The sequence below is a fragment of the Phenylobacterium sp. genome (genome assembly GCF_030646615.1).
Taxonomy (GTDB): domain Bacteria; phylum Pseudomonadota; class Alphaproteobacteria; order Caulobacterales; family Caulobacteraceae; genus Phenylobacterium.
In genome coordinates this window covers 1-21,068 of sequence record NZ_JAUSLG010000025.1, presented here as the reverse complement: position 1 = coordinate 21,068, position 21,068 = coordinate 1, and the positions used below count along the sequence as shown (strand labels likewise).

Genomic DNA, 21,068 nt, shown 5'->3' with positions numbered 1-21,068 from the left:
TCAGGCGGCAGGGCGCAGGCCCCGCGAGATGGCCGGGATCAGTTCGGCGATCAGCTTGCGCGCGCCGCCCGGCGGCAGCTTGCCCACCATCTCCAGCACGATGCAGCCATGGGTCGAGGCCCAGAACATCTCGCCGATCCGCACGGCGTCACCCGCCAGATGGCCGGTCTCCACCAGGCTGCGCACATACTGGCTCATGGTCTGGCGGGCCCGGCCGGCCGCGCGGGCCAGTTCCGGATAGTCGACCTCATTGGGCTGATACATGTCGAACATCAGCTTGTAGGTCTGGGGATGTTCGAAGGCGAAGGTCACATAGGCCTCGCCCACCGCCGCCCCCTTGGCCCGGGCGTCGCCGGGCTGGGCGTAGGCCGCCTCCAGGGCCTCGGCGAACCGGTCGAAGCCAGCCGTGCGCACGGCGGCCAGGATGTCGTCCTTGTCCTTGAAATAGCGATAGGGAGTCATGGGGCTGACCCCCAGCGCCGAGGCCAGCTGGCGCATGGTCACCGCCTCTGGCCCCTTTTCGGCGAACAGCTGCTCGGCCACGTCGCACAGCCGGTCACGGAAGTCGGCGACGTCGGACTCGGAGAGGATGCGGGGCATCGGGCTCGCAGGGCTGGCTGATCAGCAGGGGTGTGACTCCCTCACTGTTACATTTACGTCGTAAAATCAACCAGGATCGCCTGCGGCCCGCCGCCGCGCGTGGGGTGGCGCCCCTTAAGCCTCCACCTCGAAGGTCATGCCGGCATTGGCGCGCAGGCGCTCCACCAGCTTCATCCCCATGGCTGCGCCCGGCGTCCAGACACCGCCCGGGGTGTCCAGGGCCTCTGTGATCAGGCAGATGGCCGCCTCGCCGATCATCTTGGAGGTGCAGCCATAGCCGGGGTCCTTGTCGCCGGTGACGGCCACGCGCATCTGCTCGCCGCCTTCGCCCAGGCCGATGAACAGCAGGTCGAAGAAGCCGGTCTCCCGCTCCTCCTTGCTGGGGCCTTCGCCGGGCTTGGGGCCGCCCTCGGCGCCCAGGGCCGGGGCCGGCGGGGCGTTGGGGTCGACCACCACCATCTCGTCATAGACCAGGCCCTCCCCATAGGCGTGGCCGGTCAGCAGGTTGGAGCGGTGGACGTTGCGGGTGTTGATGGCGGCCATGACGAACGGGCCGACCGTGGCGCCCAGGTCCTTGTCTTCCTCGACCTTGTCGCCCCGGGGCTGCTCGGGGCCCTTGAACCCCGGGGTCAGGGCGAAGGGGTCGACCATCAGGGCGAACAGGCTGGGGTCCTTGGACAGGGCCGCCATGGTGGCCTTCAGGCTGGCGGCGGTGCCGCCGGAAAAGCCGCCCTTCATCTTGCGCACGCGCCCCTTCACCCGGGGCAGGGCGTGGCCAAACTTCGCCTTGGCTTCCCGAGCCAGATAGAAGACGCCGAGCTCGAAGGGGATGGAGTCGAAGCCGCAGGAGAAGACGATCCGGGCGCCGGTCTCTTTCGCCTTCGCCTCGTGGGCGTCGATCATGTGGCGCATCCAGACGGGCTCGCCGCAGAGATCGAGATAGTCGGTCCCGGCCTCGACGCAGGCGGCGACCAGGTCGTTTCCGTAGAGCTGATAGGGACCGACCGTGGTGATCACCGCCTTGGTCCGCTCGACCATGGCCTTCAGCGAGGCCTTGTCGTCGGCGTCGGCTGTCACCAGAGGCGTGTCGGCCGGGGCGCCGATCTCGTCACGGACGGCGGCCAGCTTGTCGGCGCTGCGCCCGGCCATGGCCCATTTGACCTCAGCCCCGACGCCGTAGCGCTTGGCCAGGTGCTCGGCCACCAGCCGGCCGGTGAAGCCGGTGGCGCCATAGACGATGATGTCGAACTCGGCGTCTTGTCTCACAGGGCGTCCTCCGTCTGGTCCTGGGCCACAAAGCCCGGCCAGTTATTCATATAGGTGATGAAGGTGGGGCTCAGGCCTTCCGCGGCCAGATGGGCGCGACTGACGGGCAGGGCGACCGGCTCGAAGTCCGGATCGGCCTGGACCTTTAGCGGATAGTCATGATGCAGGACGGCGGCCCGGCCGATCAGCACATAGTCGGCGCCGGCGGTCAGGGCGTCGCGAGCCTGGGCGCCGGTCATGATCTTGCCGGCCACGCCTAGGCGCACATCCTTGCGGGGCAGATCGGTGAAATAGGACATCAGGCTGGCGCCCTTGAACTCGGCCTCCGTCGGCTCCTTGCGCACGTCCCACAGCGACATGTCGAGGAAGTCGAGGGCCGGATGGACCAGCATCTGGGCGGCCAGGTCGCGGATTTCGGCCAGCTTCAGGCCAAAGCGCTCCGGCGACAGGCGCAGGCCGAGCAGGAAGTCCGCGCCGCAGCGGGCGCGGATCCCCTCGACGATCTCGACGATAATCCGGGCGCGGTTCTCGGGCGAGCCGCCATAGGCGTCGGTGCGCCGGTTCAGCTCCGGCGAGAGGAACTGGCACAGAATGTAGCCGTGGGCGCCATGCACCTCGACCCCGTCAAACCCCGCCGCCTTCGAGCGCTCGGACCCGGCGATGAAGGCTTCAATCAGCTGCGCCACCTCGGCCTCGCTCAGCGCCCGGGCGCCGGTTTCCGGGTCGTCGGAAGGGCAGACCGGCGCCTCGCCGATCAGCTCCTTGGGCGAGCGGTTGCCGGCGTGATGCAGCTGCAGGACCGCCACGCTGCCCTGCGCCTTGATGGCGGACGCCAGGCGGCTCAGCCCCGGCAGATGGTCATCGGAGAATACGCCGAGCTGGCCGGGGAAGCCCTGGCCGATCTTCTGGACGTGGGAGGCGCAGGTCATGGTCAGGCCAAAGCCGCCCTTGGCCCGCATCGTCAGCCAGTGGAACTCCTCGTCCGACAGGGTCCCGTCGGCATGGCTCTGGGTGTTGGTCAGCGGCGCCAGCATGAAGCGGTTCTTCATCGCAGGCCCGTGGGCGAAGCTGAGGGGCGCAAACAGGTCGGGCGCGGCCATGGTCTCGTCTCCGGCGTCAGGTGAACCCCGTTCATAGACGAGGCTGTCGCCGCAACGAAGGGGCGCCGTAGCGGAAGGCCCGGCTTGTATCCCTCGGCCCAGCGGGCCATCCAGGGGCGATGAGCATTGCGGGAGGTCACATGCGCGCCGTCTGGTACGACAGAACAGGTCCCGCCCGGGAGGTCCTGCAACTGGGCGAACAGCCCAAGCCCCAGGCCGGCCAGGGGCAGGTGCTGATCGCGGTGAAGGCCTCGGGCGTTAATCCCTCCGATGTGGGCATGCGCGGCGGGGCGTCCGGCGCGCCCATGGCCTATCCCAGGATCATTCCCCACAGCGACGGCGCCGGCGTGGTCGAGGCCGTGGGGCCGGGCGTCTCGCCGGCCTGGGTCGGGCGCCGCGTCTGGTTCTATAACGGCCAGCGCAACGGCCGGGCCTTCGGGGCGGCGGCGGACTATATCGAGCTGGACGTGGATCTGATCCGCGCCCTGCCCGATGAGGTGTCCTTCGCGCAAGGGGCGACCCTGGGCATTCCCTGCATGACCGCCCACCGAGCGCTGTTCCTGGCCGGTCCGGTCCAGGGGCGCACCGTCCTGGTGACAGGCGGGGCCGGCGCGGTGGGCCACTATGCGGTGCAGCTCGCCAAGTGGGCCGGCGCCACGGTGATCGCCACCGTCTCCAACGCCGACAAGGCCGAACGGGCCAGGGCCGGCGGCGCCGATCACACCATCGACTATCGCCGCGAGGATGTGGCCGCCAAGGTGCGGGACCTGACCGGCGGCCAGGGCGTGCATCACGTGGTCGAGGTGGACTTCGGCGGCAACGCCGCGGCCACCCTGGCCAGCGTCAGCCTGAACGGCTCTGTGGCCTATTACGCCACCAAGGGGTCCCGCGAGCCGGCGATCCCGGCCGGCGTGCTGATGGGGCTGAACCTCTCGATCCACGGGGTCTATCTGCCGGTCAGCCCGCATGAGGCGAGGCGCCGCGCCCAGGCCGACATCACCGCCTGGATCGGCACGGGCCAGGCTGTCCTGTCGGTCGCCGGGACCTATCCGCTGGAAGACTGCGCTGCGGCCCACGAGGCCGTGGAGGCCGGAACCAAGGTCGGCACGGTGGTGGTCGAGCCGTGACCACCCCCCAGGACGCCATCCTGGCGCGCCGCCGCCTGACCAACCGGCTGATCGCCGCCAAGGAGGCCGCCCGCCTGCGTCCCTTCTTCGATCCCGCCGTCACGGTGATCGTCGGCGACGGCGGGGTGATTAGCGGCGTCGAGGCGGTGATCGCGGCCTTCGCCGCCCAGTTCGCCGATCCCGACTTCCAGGCCTTCGTCCGCACGCCTGAGGCGGTCGAACTGGACGCCGCCGGTGAACGCGCCGCCGAGCGCGGAAGCTGGGTGGCGGTCTCCCGCAGCCAGGGCGAGCACATGGCCGGCTGGTACCTGGCCGTCTGGGCCAAGGTCCGCGGTCAGTGGCTGATCGAGAGCGAGACCTTCGTCACCCTGCGGGGGTGACGGGCTCCGCCGCGGCCGCCGGCTTGCGATAGGCGTAGAGCAGCAGGACCTGGGCGACGATGATGAAGATGGCCGCCCCGGAAAGCAGGAAGGCGTCGTCATAGATCTTGGGCGAGAGGACGAACTCGCCCTTCATCACCTTGCGCCAGCCGTTGAAGTGCTGGGTCGATCCCACCACAAGGCCGAACACCGCCAGGACCGAGCCCAGATACCGGGTGATCCAGAAGCCGGGATTGGGGGTCAGCATCAGCAGGCCGAGCAGGCCAATCACCGTCCGCTGGGTCCGGCAATAGGGACAGACATAGACCAAGCCGGTGAGTTCGGCGGTCCAGGTCAGGATGCTGATCGCCACCGCAATCAGGCCCAGCAGGCGCATCCGCCCGGTCCAGAAGTCCAGCTGCAACATCGTCGTTCCCCAAGGCCCCCGCCGGTCAACCGGCGCCCGAATGATGTTATACTATAACTAGCATGGCAACTGATGAGACCGGGCCGGGGTCAGCCCAGCAGCCGGCGGGCAAGAGCGGCGAAGGGCTTCCGCCGACGGGGGCGGCGGTCGCTCGCCCCGTCCAGGTCGACTGCAGAGGGAAGGGTCTTCCGGGACACCAGCACTTCGATATAGGCGGCGCGGATGCCCTGGCTGAGGTCGTCAATCGTATGGATGGTGGTCGACAGGCCACTGGCCTGGTCGAGATAGTCGGCGATGTCATAGCCCCAGTCGACCGTCACCAGGGAGCCGTCCGGGTCCATGGGATTGCCGTGGTATTCGGGCTCGGCCAGATGCTCCACCGAGCCGTCCGGCCGTCGCCGCGCGCGACGCACAGAGCCTTCGGCCTTGCGGACGATGGGCACGGTGCAGATGTGGAAGCCGCCCGGCTTCAGGGTGCGGCCGATCTCGGCGATCGCCCGGTCAGGTGCGAACAGGTGCTCGAACACGTCCTGGGTGACGACGATATCGAAGGTCTCGTCGGCGAAGGTCTGGGCCTCAAGGTCCTCGCTGCGATAGCCGTTGGGATGCTTGTGTCCCCAGGGGGTGGCCGGATCGTACTGGGTCGCCACATAGCCGGGGCACTGCTCACGCAGCCGGTTGCTGGAGATCGAGCAGCCTGAACTCTCGTGGAGGGCCAACCGACGCCAGTCGGGGGCGAGTTCAGCCAAGACCCGCATCAGGGCGCGTTCCCGCGGGATCGAGCCGCACGCCGAGCATTTGAGCCCGTCCCGCAGCCAGGCGTCGGGGGAAGCAAACACCACGTCCTGTTCGCACACGGGACACCAGCCCGGGCACTCCAGGAACGGCGCGGCGCTCATCTAGACCAGGGCCCCATGGCAGTGCTTGAACTTCTTGCCCGAACCGCAGGGGCAGGGGGCGTTGCGGCCGGTCTGCTCCCAGCCGGCGGGCAGGGATGAGAACGGCAGGGCCTCGCGCTGGTCCCGGGCCATGCCGGAGGGCAGGGCGCCGGCGGTGGCGGCGTTTTCGCCGGTCAGCGGATCGAGGTGGACCTCCGTCAGGCGCTCCGGCGGGAGGGGTTCGGGCGGCGGCTCGAGCCGGATTTCCACATTCATCATCCACTTGGTGACGTTGTGGCGCAGATCGGTGAGCAGCTTCTCGAACAGGGAGAAGGCCTCGGTCTTGTATTCGTTCAGCGGGTCGCGCTGGCCGTAGCCGCGCAGGCCGATGACATTGCGCAGATGGTCGAGATGCATCAGGTGCTCGCGCCACTGCAGGTCGATGGTCTGCAGCAGGAAGCTCTTTTCCAGCAGCCGCATCCGCTCGGGGCTCAGCATCACCTCGCGCTCGGCGGCGCGCGCTTCCGACGCCTGGGTGATCCGCTCGTGGATCTCCTCGTTGGCGATGCCGTCCTCGGCCGCCCATTCGCGGATCGGCAGCTCCAGGCCCAGCAGTTCCCGGACCCGCTCGTCCAGGCCGTCCACATCCCACTGCTCGGCATAGGCCTTGGGCGGCAGGTGGCGGTTGACCATGTCCTCGATGGTGTCGGCGCGCATCTCGGCGATGACGTCGGTGAGGTCCTGGGCCTCCATGAACTCCTGGCGCTGCTCGAACACGGCCTTGCGCTGGTCGTTCACCACGTCGTCGTACTTGAGCAGGTTCTTGCGGATCTCGTAGTTGCGCTGCTCGACTCGCTTCTGGGCCGTGGCGATGGCGCCGTTCAGCCACTTGTGGGTGATCGCCTCGCCTTCCTGGACGCCGAAGGTGCGCATGATCGAGTCCAGCCGATCGCCGGCGAAGATGCGCAGCAGGTCGTCCTCGCAGGACAGGAAGAACTTCGAGCGGCCCGGGTCGCCCTGGCGGCCCGTCCGGCCGCGGAGCTGGTTGTCGATCCGGCGGCTTTCGTGGCGCTCGGTGCCCAGCACATAGAGGCCGCCCGCGGCCAGTGACTTTTCCTTCAGCTCGACGATGTCGGCCTCGATCTCGTCGCGGCGGGCCTGGGTGGCCTCGGCGCCGGGCTCGATGCCCAGGCCGCGCTGTTCGTCGCGCCACTTGGCCAGGCGCATGTCGATGCTGCCGCCCAGCTGGATGTCGGTGCCGCGGCCGGCCATGTTGGTGGCGATGGTCACCGCGCCCGGCACGCCGGCGTCGGCGACGATCAGGGCTTCCTGCTCGTGATAACGGGCGTTCAGCACATTGTGCGGGATGCCGGTCTGGCTCTTGCCCTGGTACTCGAACACGTGGGTCTTGAGCATTTCCGACAGCAGTTCGGACTTCTCGATCGAGACCGTGCCCACCAGGATCGGCTGGCCGCGGACATAGCATTCCTCGACCTGCTTGAGGATCGCCTGGTTCTTCTCGGCGGCGGTGCGATAGACCTCGTCGTCCTCGTCCACCCGGCTGACGGGCCGGTTGGTGGGGATCTCGACGACCTCCATCTTGTAGATGTCGCCGAACTCCTGGGCCTCGGTCGAGGCCGTGCCGGTCATGCCCGACAGCTTCTTGTAGAGGCGGAAATAGTTCTGGATGGTCACCGAGGCCAGGGTCTGGTTCTCGGGCTGGACCCGGGCGCCCTCCTTGGCCTCGATGGCCTGGTGCAGGCCTTCCGACAGCCGCCGGCCCTGCATCATGCGGCCGGTGAACTCGTCGATCAGGATCACCTCGCCGGCGCGGATGATATAGTCCTTGTCGCGGGTATAGAGGACGTTGGCGCGCAGGGCCTGGTTCACATGGTGGACCGCCGACACATTGGCCGGGTCGTAGAGGCCGGCGGAATCCTCCACCAGATGGCCGCTCTGTTCGAGCATCTCCTCGATGCGTTCAGAGCCGGTCTCGGTCAGCAGCACCTGGCGCTGCTTCTCGTCGAGATCGAAGTTCGTCGGGTCCTTGATCAGCTCCTTAACCAGGACGTCGATGGTCTTGTAGAACTCGCTGCGGTCCTCGGTGGGGCCGGAGATGATCAGCGGGGTGCGGGCCTCATCGATCAGGATGGAGTCCACCTCGTCGACGATCACGAAGTTGTGGCCGCGCTGGACCATCTCGCTCATCTCATAGGCGAGGTTGTCGCGCAGATAGTCGAAGCCGAACTCGTTGTTGGTGCCGTAGGTGATGTCTGACTGATAGGCGGCCTGACGCTGGCCCTGCGACAGGCCGTGGACGATGACTCCCACGGTCATGCCCAGGAAGGTGTAGATCTGCCCCATCCACTCGGCGTCGCGCTGGGCCAGGTAGTCGTTGACCGTGATCGCGTGGACGCCCTTGCCCTCCAGGGCGTTGAGATAGACCGGCAGGGTGGCGACCAGGGTCTTGCCCTCACCGGTGCGCATCTCGGCGATGCCGCCCCGGTGCAGGACCATGCCGCCCACCATCTGCACGTCGAAGTGCCGCAGGCCGATGGTGCGCTTGGAGGCTTCGCGGACGACCGCAAAGGCTTCTTCCAGTAGCTGGTCCAGGGTCTCGCCCTTGGCCAGGCGGGCGCGGAACTCTTCGGTCTTGCCGCGTAGGGCCTCGTCGGAGAGGGCCTCGAGCTGGGGTTCGAAGGCGTTGATCTTGGCGACCCGGGCCTGGAAGGCCTTGACCTTGCGGTCGGGTGCGGAGCCGAAGAGCCGTTGGAAGAACATGTGTGGGGGCGTCCGAGATGCAGTCGATGCGGGGTCGCGGGCGTTTCGCACGGCGCGCCGTCTGACCTTCGCCTGCCCGGAGTCCCGCTCTTTGAGCGAGGCCGAGACTTAAGCAGCGGCCTCCCCAGTGTCAACGCAGGCGCGGCATGGAGCGCAGAACGCCGCGCCTAGCCCGCCGCCTTGACCGCGGTGGGAGCAGGGCCGTCCTGGACCAGGTCGATCATGGTCTGGATCAGCCGGGCGGGCAGGATGGGCTTGGCCACATGGGCGGTGGCGCCGGCGGCCAGGGCCTCGGCCACATGGTGCGTCATGGCGTTGGCCGACAGGGCGATGATCGGAATCGGGGCCGCGGCGGCGGCCAGTTCCAGCTCGCGAATTCGCCGGGTGGCGCTCAGGCCGTCCATGACCGGCATCTGCAGATCCATGAGGATGATGTCGAAACGACCGGGCTCGAACACATCGAGCGCCTCCTGGCCGTTTTCGGCATAGGTGGCCTGGGCCTGGACCAGATCGAGGACCATGGCGACGATCCGCCGGTTGTTGGGATTGTCTTCGACCACCAGCACGCTCAGGTCCTGGGGACGGGGCGGGGCGTTGGCTTCGGTGATCGCAGGACCGGCGTCCCGCAGCCGCCTTGCGCGGAAACTCGCCTCGAAGGTCGAGCCCTGGCCGGGCGTGGAGCGCCAGGTGATGGCGCCGCCCATCATCTCGGCGAGGGAGCGGGAAATCGCCAATCCCAGGCCCGTGCCGCCGAACTGGCGGGTCATGGAATCATCCCCCTGCTCGAAGCGGTCGAACAGCCGCGCGCCGCGTTCGACTGTGAAGCCGCAGCCGGTGTCGGTGACCCGCAGGGTGATCAGGGAGTCCTCGGGGCCGTCCTGCGCCGAAACGTCGAGACTGACCTCGCCGGCCTCGGTGAACTTCACCGCATTGCTGAGCAGGTTGCCCAGGATCTGCCGCACCCTCAGGCTGTCGCCCGCGAAGGCCCCCGCCGCCGCCGGAGCGATATTCGCCCTGAAGGTCAGCCCCTTGGCGTCGGCCTTGGCGGTGAACAGATCGATCATCGCGTGGAGCGCAGGCTCAAGGTCGAAAGGCTCGCACTCGATATCCAGCTGGCCCGCCTCGATCTTGGCGAAGTCCAGCACATCGTTCAGCAGCCGCTCCAGCATCCGGCCCGACTGGGCGATCAACTGGGCCATCTCCTGCTGCCGCGGGGCGAGGTCAGTCATGGCCAGCAGGTCGGCCACGGCGGTGACGCCGTTAAGCGGGGTGCGGATCTCGTGGCTCATATTGGCCAGGAAGCGTGACTTGGCCTCGCTGGCCTCGACGGCCGCCTGGCGGGCCATGTCTGCGGACCGTGCGGCCTCGGACAGGCGACGGCGCTGGGCGGCGGCCAGGGTCTGGGAGACCAGCAGGCTCAGGCGGGAGACCAGGGCGCCGTCGCGGGCGCTGTAGGCCCCGGGCTGATGACAGCAGAGCACGAGCAGGCCGGGGCCTGACGCCGCCAGGATGGGCGCATAGATGCCGGCGCCTGGAAGGGGTGACAGGCTCTCGCACTGGGCCCACTCCGGAACCCGCCGATTGTCGGGCACAACCGCGGCGCGGCCGTGGGCCACGCGGCTGAAGAAGCCGCCGCCAGGCCAGCGCGCGCCGACGGCGGCGGGGTCGGTGGCGGCGGTGCAGACGAAACCCTCGCCCTCAGGCTCGATCACCAGGGCGAGGTTGAAGGCCACGCTGCGGCTCAGGAGATCGAAGACCCGCGCCTGGAGGGCTGCGGGGTCCTCCTCACCCTGCAGCGCCTCGAGCCCGCCCAGGACCAGGTCCTGCTCACGGAGACGCTCGCGCAGGGAGGCCTCGATCTGCTTGGCCGAGGCCAGGGCCTCGCGGAGTTGTTCCTTGTCCGGGTCGAGCATGATCAGCCGAAGGTCAGGGCCGACACCATGAGGTTGCCGTGGCGGTTGCAGTTATCGACGATCGCCCCCTGTTCGCCGAAGGTGAAGGCGCCGAGGAACGGGGCGCCTGGCATGGCGCGGCGGATTTCCTCGACCACCTCGTCCATCTGGTCGCGCACATGCAGCATGCAGCCGCCGCAATAGATGACCAGGCCGCCGAGACTGTCGGCGCCGGCCCATCCGCCCATGGCGCAGGCGTCGTCGATCACCAGCCCGGCGCGCTTGACCAGGGATTCCGGCGATCCGCGCATCATGTGGACCACATCGCCCTCGCTGATGTCGGTGAACAGGGAGAGGTCGCCAGCCACCCCCAGCAGGGCCGGGTGGGAGAGGACGAACATCGGCACGCCCTGAACCTCGGCGGCGACCCGTCCCAGGGGGGTGGGGGTGCTCTTGGCCAGGATGGCGCCTGCGCCATCGCCGCCCACCGCGCCGCAGGTCCAGGCGCCATAGACCTCGCCGGCCGGCCGATGATCGATCTCCAGCACCTGGCGATCATGGGCGCGGGTGACCACGCCGAACAGGCCGGTGGGGGCGTAGCCGCTCTGGAAGGCCGCGCCGTGACGCGCGCTGGGGAAGAGGACGGCGACGACCACATGGTCCTGCAGCACGCCGTCGCTGGAGAACTGCCGCCAGGCGCCGGCGATGGATTCATCTGCCGAGCTGCCGCCAATGATCGGGGTCTGGGCGCCGATCACCGATTGAATGCCGGCCAGCACGCCCTCTTCGCAGCCCGGCGGCTGACAGCACCAGACCAGGGTCGGGATCTCGAAGTCGCGGCCGGCGGCGACCAGGGCGCGCTCGACCGCTGCGGCGCCGGCGGCATGAGCGTCCTCGCCCACGGGGGACGCGCCGACGCCATAGGCGCCTTCGGCGTCGGTCACGCCCAGGACGCCGACGGCGCCGTCCGGGCCGCTGTGAAAGCCCTGTTCGGTCATCACCCCGCCGCAGGAGGTGCCGCCGACGATCTGGACGCCGGGCAGATGGGCGCTCAGCGCGGCGACCAGGGCGGGCTCGGCGCGGTGTTCGGTGGCGTAGAGGATGAGGAGTTGGGGGGCGCCCCCGAGCCGGCCGTGCAGATCGCGGGAGGTTTCGAAGGCGGCCTGCTCGGCGCAATCGGCGAGGCTGAAGGCGGTGGCGATCTTCATGACGGCCTCGTGGCGTTCCCAGCGATCAGATCGTCATCCAGCGCCAGGGGCGATCGGACAGACGAAGCAGATCTGAGAATTACCGCAGGACCGGTAAAGGAAGTCCTCGGAGCGGAAGCGTGGCCTCCGCCCCGAGGAACAGGTCGTCTGGTGTTTAGTAGACTTCGAACAGGCCGGCCGCGCCCATGCCGCCGCCGATGCACATGGACACCACGACGTTCTTGGCGCCGCGGCGCTTGCCTTCCTGCAGGATGTGGCCGGCCAGACGGGCGCCGGTCATGCCATAGGGGTGGCCGATGGCGATGGAGCCGCCATTGACGTTGTACTTCTCAGGGTCGATGCCCAGCTGGTCGCGGGAATAGAGGCACTGCGAGGCGAAGGCTTCGTTCAGTTCCCACAGGTCGATGTCGTCGACCTTCAGGCCATGGCGCTCCAGCAGGCGCGGAATGGCGAAGACCGGGCCGATGCCCATCTCGTCGGGCTCGCAGCCGGCGACGACCCAACCCTTGAAGGCGCCCATGGGGCTCAGGCCCTTACGCTCGGCGGCCTTGGCTTCCATGATCACCACGGCGGCGGCGCCGTCCGACAGCTGGCTGGCGTTGCCGGCGGTGATGAACTTGCCTTCGCCGCGGACCGGCTGAAGCTTGGCCAGGCCTTCGAGGGTGGTTTCGGGACGATTGCACTCGTCGCGATCGACCGTGTAGTCGACGATGGTCTCTTCCTTCGTCTCCTTGTTGACCTGCTTCATCTTGGTCTTCATGGGGACGATTTCGTCCTTGAACTTCTGCGCCTGCTGGGCCGCAGCCATCCGCTGCTGGGATTCCAGCGAGTACTGGTCCTGGGACTCACGGCTGACGTTGTAGCGCTCGGCGACGATGTCGGCGGTGTCGATCATCGGCATGAAGATGGCCGGATACTGCTTCACCAGCACCGGGTCGATGTTGTCGCGACCGCCGCCGCCGCCGGGGATCGACAGGGACTCGACGCCGCCGGCGACGACCGCATCGGCGCCGTCATTGCGCACATAGTTGGCCGCCGTGGCGATGGTGTTCAGCCCAGAGGAGCAGAACCGGTTGACGGTCGAACCCGAGGTGGTGATCGGCAGGCCGGCGAGCAGGGCCACCTGGCGCCCGAGATTGCCCGCCCCATGGGACACATTGCCCATAATGCAGTCTTCAATCTCGGAAGCGTCGATTCCCGAACGCTCAACGGCGTGTTTCACCGCATGCGCGCCCATGCTCATGGTCGGGGTCATGTTGAAGCCCCCGCGGCCCGACTTGGCGAGCCCCGTGCGGGCATAGGAAACGATAACGGCTTCGCGCATACGAAATTCTCCCAAATGAATGCGATCCGGCGGCCCGCTTGTGGTGCGGTCGCCTGGCTATGATCGCGGCAACCTTTGCATCCCGCGAGGGAAATGGCTAGGGACGGACTGCGCCCGCGCTCTCGTCCCGGGTCCATGGGAAGCAGCCTATGATCGTTGAAAAGCCCTCTCGTTTCGGAGGCTTGGCGGCCCTTCTGGTGGTCGTTGGCCTCACCCTGGCCGCCTGTGGCGATCGCGGGGGCGATGATCGTCCGCCCCAGCCTGGGGACGAAGCTGTGGCCCGGGTGGACGGCAGGGCCGTCTGGGCCTCCGACGTCAAGCGCGAGGCCGTGGCCCAGGGCCTGATCGGCGAGGGCGAGCCTCTGGACATCTCCTCGGACCTGTTCCGCCGGGTGCTGGACGAGGTGATCGACCAGAAGCTGCTGGCCGCCGAGGCCCTGTCGCGCAACCTGGACGAGGATCCGGTGGCCCAGCGCCGGCTGGCCGCGGCCCGCGAACGCATCCTCGGCGACATGCTGGTGGAGAGCGTGGTGTCCGACGCGGTCAATGAGAACGCCATCCGCGGCCTCTATCAGGAGCAACTCAAGCTCGCCCGTCAGTCTGAAGAAATCCGCGCTCGCCAGATCGTGGTGGCCACGCCGGAAGAGGGCGAGGCGGTCAAGAACCTGCTGACCACGGGCGCCTCCTTCGAGGCCCTGGCCATGGAGCGTTCCACCGACGCGGCCACCCGCTTCAACGGCGGCGACCTGGGCTATTTCACCACCGATGTCATGCCCGAGGCCTATGAGGGCGCCCTGAAGGCGGCCAAGACCGGCGAGATCGTCGGCCCCTTCGAGGTCGAAGGCGGCTGGGCCGTGGTCCGTATCGAGGACCGTCGCCTGGAAGAGCCGATCACGCTTGAGGCCGCCCGCCCGCAGATCATCCGCTTCCTCACCTATGACCAGGTCCGCGATCTGCTGGAGAAGCTGCGCGGCCGCGCCAAGGTCGAAACCCTGATCGGCGCCGGCGAAGACGTCCCCGGCGCGCCGGTGGAGCCCGCCGATGCGGCGCCCGAGGCCCCCAAGGCGGCCGAGCCGGCGAAAGCCCCCGCCGCCAAGGCCCCCGCCGCCAAGGCCCCTGTGGCCAAGACTCCCGAGGCCAAGTGATGGCGCGCAAGAACACGGACAAGCCCAAGGCGCCTAAGATGGCGAAGCCTGTCGCCGCCGTCCCGGCCAAGACCGCGCCCCGCCCGTCCGAAAGCGTCACCGACGCCGTCGGCCAGAAGATCGAGCGCGCCCTCGATCCCCTGGCCAGCGCCATCAAGCGCGCCGCCCTGAAGCGGGCCGACAAGACCAGCCGCGCCCTGGATTCCACACAACAGGCGCCCAAGCCCGCCAAGGGCGCTCTGCCCGTCTCGCCCCTGGTCGTGCCGTTTCCCGCCATGACCCCCGTGGCGGGCGTGCGCCTGGCGACCGGCCGGGCCGGCTTCTACAAGCATGAGCGCGACGACCTGCTGGTCATGAGCTTTGACGCCGGCACCACGGCGGCCGGCGTCTTCACCCGCCACAAGGTGGGCTCGGCGCCGGTGGACTGGTGCCAGAAGCAGCTGGCGGCCACCAAGGGGACCGAGGTCCGCGCCCTGGTGGTCAACGCCGGCTGCGCCAATTCCTTCACCGGCAAGCCCGGCGCCGACGCCGTGCGCCGGGTCGCCTCGGCGGTCGCCAAGCGGTTCGACTGCCGCCAGCGGGACGTGATGGTGGCCTCCACCGGCGTCATCGGCGTGCTGCTGGACGACGCCAAGATCACCCAGCGCCTGCCGGAGGTGGAACAGAAGCTGAAGCCGGACGGCTGGGACGGGGCCGCCCGGGCCATCATGACCACCGACACCTTCCCCAAGGGGGCCGTGGCCGAGGCCGAGATCGACGGGACCAAGGTGCGGATCGCCGGTATCTGCAAGGGCTCGGGCATGATCGCCCCCGACATGGCGACCATGCTGGCCTTTGTGGCCACCGATGCGGCCATCGCCGCGCCCGCCCTGCAGAGCCTGGTGAACCTCTATGTCCGCACCACCTTCAACTGCGTGACGGTGGACGGCGACCGCTCGACCAACGACACCCTGATGCTGTTCGCCACCGGTCAGTCCGGCGCGCCGAAGATCACCCGGGCCGGCGACAAGCGCCTGGCCGATTTCCGCGACAAGCTGGAAGGGGTGCTGATGGACCTGGCCCAGCAACTGGTCCGGGACGGGGAAGGGGCGACCAAGTTCGTCAAGATCACCGTGGCCGGCGCCGAGAACCCGGTTTCAGCCCGCAAGATCGCCCGCACGGTGGCCGAAAGCCCCCTGGTCAAGACCGCCTTCGCCGGTGAGGACGCCAATTGGGGCCGGATCGTCATGGCCGTGGGCCGGGCCGACGAGCCGGTGAACCGCGACGCGCTGTCGGTGCGCTTCGGCGAGCACTGGGCCGCCCAGGATGGCCTGATCTCGCCCACCTATGACGAGGCCAAGATGAGCGCCTACATGAAGCGCCAGGAACTGGAGGTCTTCATCGATGTGGGCGTCGGCAAGGCCACGGCCACCATGTGGACCTGCGACCTGACCAAGCAGTACGTGGCGATTAACGGCGACTACCGGTCCTGACCTAGCTCCGCGGCGCCACCGCCGCCCGCAGGGCGTCGCGCAGGGCCTTTTCGGAATAGGGCTTGCTGATGATCGTCATGCCAGAGAGGTGATCTGGCAGGTCGGCCTGATCGCCAAAACCGGTGCCAAAGGCGAAGGGAATCTCTTCGGCCTTCAAATGCTCGGCCACCGGCAGACTGGTCTCTTCCCCCAGGTTCAGGTCGAGGAAGGCGAAGTCCGGCCGGTCGTCGGCGATCGCCTCAAAGGCCGAGGCGACCGTGGAGGCCATGCTGACCTGGCCCACGCCGAGCTTTTGCAGCACGCCCTCAAGGTCGAGGGCGATGATCATATTATCCTCGACCACCAGCACGTGGTTGGGACCCGCCATGCGGCCATCAGCGACCGGCGCAGCCATCTTGCCCGGATCGGCCGGGCGACCCTCCACGACAAAGCGGCCGGGGACCCGCAGGGCCACCCGCAGACCTGCAGGATCAAAGGTCACCTGCGCCTCGCCCCCCAGCTCATGGGGGATGGAGCGTTCGATGATGGTCGAGCCGAAGCCCCGCCGCGACGGGGCCTGGACCACCGGCCCACCCTCCTCGCGCCAGGTGAGATCCAGGGCGCCGGAGGCGTCGGTGGTCCAGTTCACATGCACCTTGCCGCGGCTGTCGCACAGGGCGCCGTACTTGGCCGAGTTGGTCACCAGCTCGTGGACCACCAGGGACAGGGTCGAGAAGGCCTGCGGCTCGATCAGCACGTCGGGGCCCGACAGGATCAGCCGGTCGGCCTTGGCCGCCAGATAGGCCTCGGCCTCGCTCCGGATCAGGTCATTCAGGGCGCCGGGGCCCCAGTGCTGCTGGGTGATCTGGTCATGGGCCCGGGCGAGCGCCTGGACCCGGCCCGACACCACCTCGAAGAACTGCTGGACGTTGGTCGCCCCGTCGCGGCTCTGGGAGATCAGGCCGCGGATCAGCCCCAGGATGTTGCGCACCCGGTGGTTCAGCTCGGCGATCAGGATTTCCTGCCGATGCTGGGCCTTGCCGCGCTCGGCATGGGCCAGGTCGGTCAGCCGCATGACCACCTCGAGCAGGGTCAGGCGCAGACTGTCCACGGCCGCCAGCTCCGAGGCCGACCAGGGTTTGGACTGGCCTCGGACGGTTTCCTTCCAGGTCTCGAAGCTCTCGCGCGGCGTCAGTCGGGCGCCCAGCGGCCCGACGGTGACGGCCTTGTTGGGATCGCCGCCCCACGCCACGTCGCGGATAACCTCGGCGCGCTGGAAGATCAGATAATCCCCCGGCTCCCGCGACAGGGGCACGGCGATGATCCCGGCGGCGTCGCGCCAGCCCTCGGCCTCCGGCAGATGGGCGGCCAGATGGTGGGTGTGAAACACGCCCAGCGTCGGATGGCCGTCCAGGAAGGCGACCAGGGTCCTGAGCCGGTCGGCGTCCAGGCCGTCCCCATGGCTGGCCGTCTGGCCGCCCATGTGCAGCGTCACGCCCTCGCACCCCGCCAGGGCGCAGAGCTCGCCCAGGAACGGCTTCAGGCTTTCGGGCCCCGAGGCGGTGGCCACCGAACTGACCAGCCGGTCGTGCAGGTTGCGCGCGCGCTCCACATGGCGGGCCTCGACCTCCTGCTCGCGGCTTTCCAGCATGTAGGAGAAGATCTGGCCAAACAGTTCGGCCGCCGTCCGCCGCTCATAGGAGACGTGGTGGGGACCATAGTGGTGGCAGGCGAACAGCCCCCACAGCTTGCCCTGGCGCAGGATCGAGATGGAGAGCGAGGCGCCGACGCCCATATTGCGCAGATATTCGATGTGGATCGGCGACACCGCCCGCAACATCGACATCGACAGGTCCAGCGGCCCGCCGCTGGGACCCAGCGCCGGGCGAACCTTGGGGGTCTCGGCGTCGATGTCGGCGATGATCCGCAGCCAGCTGCGCTCATAGAGGGCGCGGGCCTGCTTGGGGATGTCCGAGGCCGGATAGCGCTGGCCCAGGAAGGACCCGATGCCGGGCCGCACGGACTCGGCGATCACCTCGCCGGCGCCGTCCTGGTCGAAGCGATAGACCATGACCCGGTCGAACTCGGTCAGGGCGCGCACCTGGCGGGCGGCCTCGTGCACGATGTCCTCGATGGTCTTCCGCTCGGCCACGCGGTTGGACATGGAGCGCACGGCCGAGGCGGCTTCCAGCGAAGATTCCGCCCGGCTGGGCTCGGCCTCGATGACCAGCAGGTCGCCGGAATAGTGGACGGCCACGTCAAAGGGCTCGCCGCCGGCCCGGAGCGGCAGGTTGAACACCCGCTCCACCGAATCGGCGCCGCGCATGATCTGCAGGCGGCCGCGGATCTCGTGCACGGCGTGGCCGTCGAGCACCTCGGTGAGGGAACGCCCGATCAGGTCCTCGGCGGCGTCGCCGAGGAAGGCCTGGGTGTTGTCGGACGCGTGCGCCACCATCCATTGGCCGGTGACCGCCAGCAGGAAGCCGAACGGCTGGATTTCGCCCAGCAGGTGGATCGGTTCGCGATCACAGTTCGTCAGGTCGACTTCGGACAAGGCCGCGAACGATCCAATTCCAGGGGGAGGTCTAGACGCGCAACGCGGCGTCGGCGGGGAGCTTCACCGCCAATAGAATATCAAATCCGGTCGCAGGTCTGTCGGGTAGCGGACGCTTTCGGGGGCTTCGGCTCAGGCGGGCCGGGTGGCTGCATGTCTGAAACCGGCCTCGAAGGCCGCGAACACGCCGCGGGCGCCATCAATGGCCGCATGGGTCTCGGCGGGGTCCAAGGCGCGGCTGTCAAGCCATTCCAGGAAGGTGCGCCACAGGGGCTGGCCGTCTCCGTGCGCCAGATAAGCGGAGGGGGCGCCGGGCTGCGCCTGGGCCAGCCGACGACGCAGCAGGATCCCGCCCAGGCGGGAGCCCTCCAGAACATAAAGCGCGCCCACACGCGCGGCGGAGGTGGCGGGGACGGCGATAGGCGAGGGAGGTGGCGCTGTAAGCCCCAGTTCGGCCAGATCGGCCAGCAGGGCCTTGGCCCGGCGGCGTTCTGGCCATCCGGGCGGGAGGTCCTGGGGCGGGGCGGCGTCCAATGCGGCTTCCAGCGGCGGCAGCACCGCGGCGTGGCCCAGGAGAAAGGCGCCATAGTCAGCGGGCTTGGCCAGGTCGAAGCCGCCGCCGAGCTGGTCGACGCGCTCGTGATCCTGGCGCGTGGCCGTCCGCAGGGTGGTTCTGAGGTTCATAGGGGATCGCAGGTCCTGTTGGTCGCCCAGACACCAACGCACGGACGGCGAACAGGTCGCCGCCCGTGCTGGAGAGGTGGGCAGAGCGCGATCCTAGTCGATCGGGCTCCAGGCCTTGGCCGCGCCTTCGCGCTTGGGACCGCGGAAACGATCGCCGCCGCCGCCGCCGCCAGCGCCGGCGCTGGCCTTGGCGCCCTGGGCCGGCTTGGCGCCGTCACGACGGGGCTGACCGCCGCCACGGCCTTCACCGCCGCCGCGGGCCTGGTCGGGACGCCGGCCACGAGTCTGGCGCAGGGCCGCCGGGACGTCATTGCGCGGATCGCGCGAACGGCCCGAGGCCTGACGGGGTTCTTCCGGGGTGACGTCGGCGATGGCCTTGGTCATCAGGGCGAGGCCCTTGTCGTTGCGACGATCGAAGGACGGGATGGTCTGACGCGTCACCTTCTGGATGTCGCGCAGCAGGTTGCGTTCGTCATCGGCGCAGAAGGCGATGGCCGAGCCGTCGGCGCCGGCCCGGGCGGTCCGCCCGATCCGGTGGACATAGGCCTCCGGCACGTTGGGCAGTTCGTACTGCACCACGTGGCTGACCGCATCGACATCGATGCCGCGGGCGGCGATGTCGGTGGCCACCAGGGCGCGGATCTTGCCGGCCTTGAAGTCGGCCAGCGCCCGCTCACGCTGGCCCTGGCTCTTGTCGCCGTGGATGGCCGAGGCTTCCACGCCGCCCTGTTCCAGGCTCTTGGAGACCCGGTCGGCGCCGCGCTTGGTGCGGGTGAAGACGATGACGCGCTTGAAGTCCTTCTCGGCGAACAGTTCGGCCAGCAGGGCGCGCTTGCGGGTCTGTTCGACGAACAGGACCTTCTGGCTGATGCGCTCGACGGTGGTCGCCTGCGGGGTCACCGAGACCTTCAGCGGGTCCTTCAGCAGCTCGCCGGCCAGCTTGCCGATCTCCGTCGGCATGGTGGCCGAGAAGAACAGGTTCTGCCGCTGGGCGGGGATGTGCTTCACGATGCGGCGGATCGGGACGATGAAGCCCATGTCCAGCATCTGGTCGGCTTCGTCGAGGACGAAGGTCTCGACGCCCTGCAGGGTGACGGTCTTCTCGCCCAGATGGTCGATCAGGCGGCCAGGCGTGGCCACCAGGACATCGACGCCGCCCGCCATGGCGCGCATCTGGCCGCCATATTTCACGCCGCCGAAGATCACGGTGACGGTCAGGCCCAGGTGCTGGCCATAGGTGCGGAAGCTCTCGGCGATCTGGGTGGCCAGTTCGCGGGTCGGCGACAGGACCAGAACCCGGCAACCGCGACGGGGCGCGGGCTTGGGATCAGCCGCCAGGCGATGGAGGATGGGCAGGGCGAAGGCGGCGGTCTTGCCGGTGCCGGTCTGGGCGATGCCCAGGATGTCACGGCCGGAGAGCACGCCCGGAATGGCCTTGGCCTGGATCGGGGTCGGGGTCTCATAGCCTTGGTCGGCCAGGGCCTTCAAAAGAGGCTTGGCCAGGCCGAGTTCAGAAAATTGGGTCAAGTGACTTACAGTCTTTCGGAGTGCGCCGAAGGCGGCCGCTTGCTGTGCAAGGGCCGCGGGACGCGGGTCAGTTTGGGGAAAGCCCCCGCGTGGCGGGGCGATCTATGCGATCTCTTAGGGCGCTCAACAGGCCGAACCCCCGTTTCAGGAGGCCCTCACGCGGGCTGGAGCACCGATAGCGCCAATCAGGGCGCAACGCACACATCGTCCTTCGCAGGTGCGAAGTCAACCCAAAGTCGTCGGGAGAGGCGCCCAGCCCTCAGATTGTCCCGTCCTGTTGCATTTGCAGCCAAGGCGCGGAATGGAGAGGCATGACGGAAAAGCCTCTCCTGCTGGTCGCCGCCGCGGCCCTGATCGACACCGACGGCCGCGTGCTGATCTGCCAGCGCCCCGAGGGCAAGCAACTGGCCGGCCTCTGGGAGTTTCCCGGCGGCAAGGTCGAGGCCGGCGAGACGCCGGAAGCCTGCCTGATCCGAGAGCTGAAGGAAGAGCTGGGCATCAACGTCACCGAGGCCTGCCTGGCCCCGTTCGTCTTCGCGTCCCACGGTTACGATTCGTTTCACCTGCTCATGCCACTCTATCTGTGCAGGCGCTGGGACGGTTTTGTCACGGCGCTGGAGCACGAGGCGCTGGCGTGGGTCAAACCCGACAAGCTCACGGACTATCCGATGCCGCCGGCGGACGCCCCGCTGGTGGCGTTTCTGCGCGATCTCATCTGAAGCGGTTCTGGCGCGACCAGTCCGGC

General features: G+C 68.6%; 17 protein-coding genes. 5 read left to right on the top strand and 12 right to left on the bottom strand.

What is annotated here, in order from left to right:
* From Q7S93_RS04300 to Q7S93_RS04290, 3 genes are all read right to left on the bottom strand, one after another.
* Nucleotides 1-600, bottom strand: a complete 600-nt coding sequence (locus tag Q7S93_RS04300; protein ID WP_304712445.1) for a TetR/AcrR family transcriptional regulator — start codon at nucleotides 598-600, stop codon at nucleotides 1-3.
* 114 nt (nucleotides 601-714) lie between these two features.
* Nucleotides 715-1,866: a saccharopine dehydrogenase family protein gene (locus Q7S93_RS04295; protein WP_304712444.1), complete on the bottom strand. Its 1,152-nt coding sequence runs from the start codon at nucleotides 1,864-1,866 to the stop codon at nucleotides 715-717.
* A complete protein-coding gene (locus Q7S93_RS04290) occupies nucleotides 1,863-2,966 on the bottom strand; it encodes an NADH:flavin oxidoreductase (protein WP_304712443.1) in 1,104 nt (367 codons plus the stop codon). The genes Q7S93_RS04295 and Q7S93_RS04290 overlap by 4 nt, the downstream gene beginning before the upstream one ends.
* 140 nt (nucleotides 2,967-3,106) lie before the next feature.
* On the opposite strand from Q7S93_RS04290, the gene Q7S93_RS04285 reads away from it, so the two are divergent.
* Both Q7S93_RS04285 and Q7S93_RS04280 read left to right on the top strand, forming a co-directional pair.
* Nucleotides 3,107-4,093 carry an NADPH:quinone reductase gene (locus tag Q7S93_RS04285; protein WP_304712441.1) on the top strand — a complete coding sequence of 329 codons (987 nt, stop codon included), beginning with the start codon at nucleotides 3,107-3,109 and terminating at the stop codon, nucleotides 4,091-4,093.
* The gene (locus Q7S93_RS04280; RefSeq protein WP_304712439.1) at nucleotides 4,090-4,473 is read left to right on the top strand and encodes a nuclear transport factor 2 family protein; all 384 of its coding nucleotides are present in this window, start codon (nucleotides 4,090-4,092) and stop codon (nucleotides 4,471-4,473) included. Before Q7S93_RS04285 ends, Q7S93_RS04280 begins: the two co-directional genes overlap by 4 nt.
* On the opposite strand, the gene Q7S93_RS04275 is transcribed toward Q7S93_RS04280, so the two are convergent.
* From Q7S93_RS04275 to Q7S93_RS04250, 6 genes are all read right to left on the bottom strand, one after another.
* Entirely contained in the window at nucleotides 4,457-4,879 is a 423-nt protein-coding gene (locus Q7S93_RS04275) for a hypothetical protein (protein ID WP_304712437.1), read from the bottom strand. The genes Q7S93_RS04280 and Q7S93_RS04275 overlap by 17 nt on opposite strands.
* A gap of 89 nt (nucleotides 4,880-4,968) precedes the next feature.
* Entirely contained in the window at nucleotides 4,969-5,778 is an 810-nt protein-coding gene (locus tag Q7S93_RS04270) for a class I SAM-dependent methyltransferase (RefSeq protein ID WP_304712435.1), read from the bottom strand.
* Nucleotides 5,779-8,538: a preprotein translocase subunit SecA gene (gene secA, locus Q7S93_RS04265; protein WP_304712433.1), complete on the bottom strand. Its 2,760-nt coding sequence runs from the start codon at nucleotides 8,536-8,538 to the stop codon at nucleotides 5,779-5,781.
* A 167-nt stretch (nucleotides 8,539-8,705) separates the two neighbouring features.
* Nucleotides 8,706-10,451, bottom strand: coding sequence for an ATP-binding protein (locus Q7S93_RS04260; RefSeq protein ID WP_304712432.1), 1,746 nt, complete (start codon nucleotides 10,449-10,451; stop codon nucleotides 8,706-8,708).
* Between the two features lie 2 nt (nucleotides 10,452-10,453).
* Entirely contained in the window at nucleotides 10,454-11,638 is a 1,185-nt protein-coding gene (locus Q7S93_RS04255; protein WP_304712430.1) for an FIST signal transduction protein, read from the bottom strand.
* Nucleotides 11,639-11,792: 154 nt separating this feature from the next.
* Nucleotides 11,793-12,962, bottom strand: a complete 1,170-nt coding sequence (locus tag Q7S93_RS04250) for an acetyl-CoA C-acyltransferase (protein WP_304712428.1) — start codon at nucleotides 12,960-12,962, stop codon at nucleotides 11,793-11,795.
* A gap of 149 nt (nucleotides 12,963-13,111) precedes the next feature.
* Between Q7S93_RS04250 and Q7S93_RS04245 the strand changes: the two genes are divergently transcribed.
* Both Q7S93_RS04245 and argJ read left to right on the top strand, forming a co-directional pair.
* Nucleotides 13,112-14,107 (top strand): peptidylprolyl isomerase, encoded by a 996-nt coding sequence (locus Q7S93_RS04245; RefSeq protein ID WP_304712426.1) that lies wholly within the window; start codon nucleotides 13,112-13,114, stop codon nucleotides 14,105-14,107.
* The gene (gene argJ, locus Q7S93_RS04240) at nucleotides 14,107-15,579 is read left to right on the top strand and encodes a bifunctional glutamate N-acetyltransferase/amino-acid acetyltransferase ArgJ (protein ID WP_370652069.1); all 1,473 of its coding nucleotides are present in this window, start codon (nucleotides 14,107-14,109) and stop codon (nucleotides 15,577-15,579) included. Before Q7S93_RS04245 ends, argJ begins: the two co-directional genes overlap by 1 nt.
* 1 nt (nucleotide 15,580) lies before the next feature.
* Here argJ and Q7S93_RS04235 read toward each other — a convergent pair whose 3' ends face one another.
* From Q7S93_RS04235 to Q7S93_RS04225, 3 genes are all read right to left on the bottom strand, one after another.
* Entirely contained in the window at nucleotides 15,581-18,112 is a 2,532-nt protein-coding gene (locus tag Q7S93_RS04235) for an HWE histidine kinase domain-containing protein (protein ID WP_304712422.1), read from the bottom strand.
* A 132-nt stretch (nucleotides 18,113-18,244) separates the two neighbouring features.
* Complete coding sequence (locus Q7S93_RS04230; protein WP_304712420.1) at nucleotides 18,245-18,796, bottom strand: biliverdin-producing heme oxygenase; 552 nt, start codon at nucleotides 18,794-18,796, stop codon at nucleotides 18,245-18,247.
* 93 nt (nucleotides 18,797-18,889) lie between these two features.
* Nucleotides 18,890-20,323, bottom strand: coding sequence for a DEAD/DEAH box helicase (locus Q7S93_RS04225; protein WP_304712418.1), 1,434 nt, complete (start codon nucleotides 20,321-20,323; stop codon nucleotides 18,890-18,892).
* A 311-nt stretch (nucleotides 20,324-20,634) separates the two neighbouring features.
* On the opposite strand from Q7S93_RS04225, the gene Q7S93_RS04220 reads away from it, so the two are divergent.
* Nucleotides 20,635-21,042, top strand: coding sequence for a (deoxy)nucleoside triphosphate pyrophosphohydrolase (locus Q7S93_RS04220; RefSeq protein ID WP_304712416.1), 408 nt, complete (start codon nucleotides 20,635-20,637; stop codon nucleotides 21,040-21,042).
* Nucleotides 21,043-21,068 lie beyond the last annotated feature (26 nt).

Bases quoted from the DNA above. Each gene is read 5' to 3' on its own strand.
- Q7S93_RS04250 (WP_304712428.1), bottom strand. From the start codon at position 12,962: ATGCGCGAAGCCGTTATCGTTTCCTATGCCCGCACGGGGCTCGCCAAG.
- Q7S93_RS04270 (WP_304712435.1), bottom strand. From the start codon at position 5,778: ATGAGCGCCGCGCCGTTCCTGGAGTGCCCGGGCTGGTGTCCCGTGTGC.
- Q7S93_RS04275 (WP_304712437.1), bottom strand. From the start codon at position 4,879: ATGTTGCAGCTGGACTTCTGGACCGGGCGGATGCGCCTGCTGGGCCTG.
- Q7S93_RS04285 (WP_304712441.1), top strand. From the start codon at position 3,107: ATGCGCGCCGTCTGGTACGACAGAACAGGTCCCGCCCGGGAGGTCCTG.
- Q7S93_RS04300 (WP_304712445.1), bottom strand. From the start codon at position 600: ATGCCCCGCATCCTCTCCGAGTCCGACGTCGCCGACTTCCGTGACCGG.
- Q7S93_RS04220 (WP_304712416.1), top strand. From the start codon at position 20,635: ATGACGGAAAAGCCTCTCCTGCTGGTCGCCGCCGCGGCCCTGATCGAC.
- Q7S93_RS04230 (WP_304712420.1), bottom strand. From the start codon at position 18,796: ATGAACCTCAGAACCACCCTGCGGACGGCCACGCGCCAGGATCACGAG.
- Q7S93_RS04290 (WP_304712443.1), bottom strand. From the start codon at position 2,966: ATGGCCGCGCCCGACCTGTTTGCGCCCCTCAGCTTCGCCCACGGGCCT.
- Q7S93_RS04260 (WP_304712432.1), bottom strand. From the start codon at position 10,451: ATGCTCGACCCGGACAAGGAACAACTCCGCGAGGCCCTGGCCTCGGCC.
- secA (WP_304712433.1), bottom strand. From the start codon at position 8,538: ATGTTCTTCCAACGGCTCTTCGGCTCCGCACCCGACCGCAAGGTCAAG.
- argJ (WP_370652069.1), top strand. From the start codon at position 14,107: ATGGCGCGCAAGAACACGGACAAGCCCAAGGCGCCTAAGATGGCGAAG.
- Q7S93_RS04245 (WP_304712426.1), top strand. From the start codon at position 13,112: ATGATCGTTGAAAAGCCCTCTCGTTTCGGAGGCTTGGCGGCCCTTCTG.
- Q7S93_RS04255 (WP_304712430.1), bottom strand. From the start codon at position 11,638: ATGAAGATCGCCACCGCCTTCAGCCTCGCCGATTGCGCCGAGCAGGCC.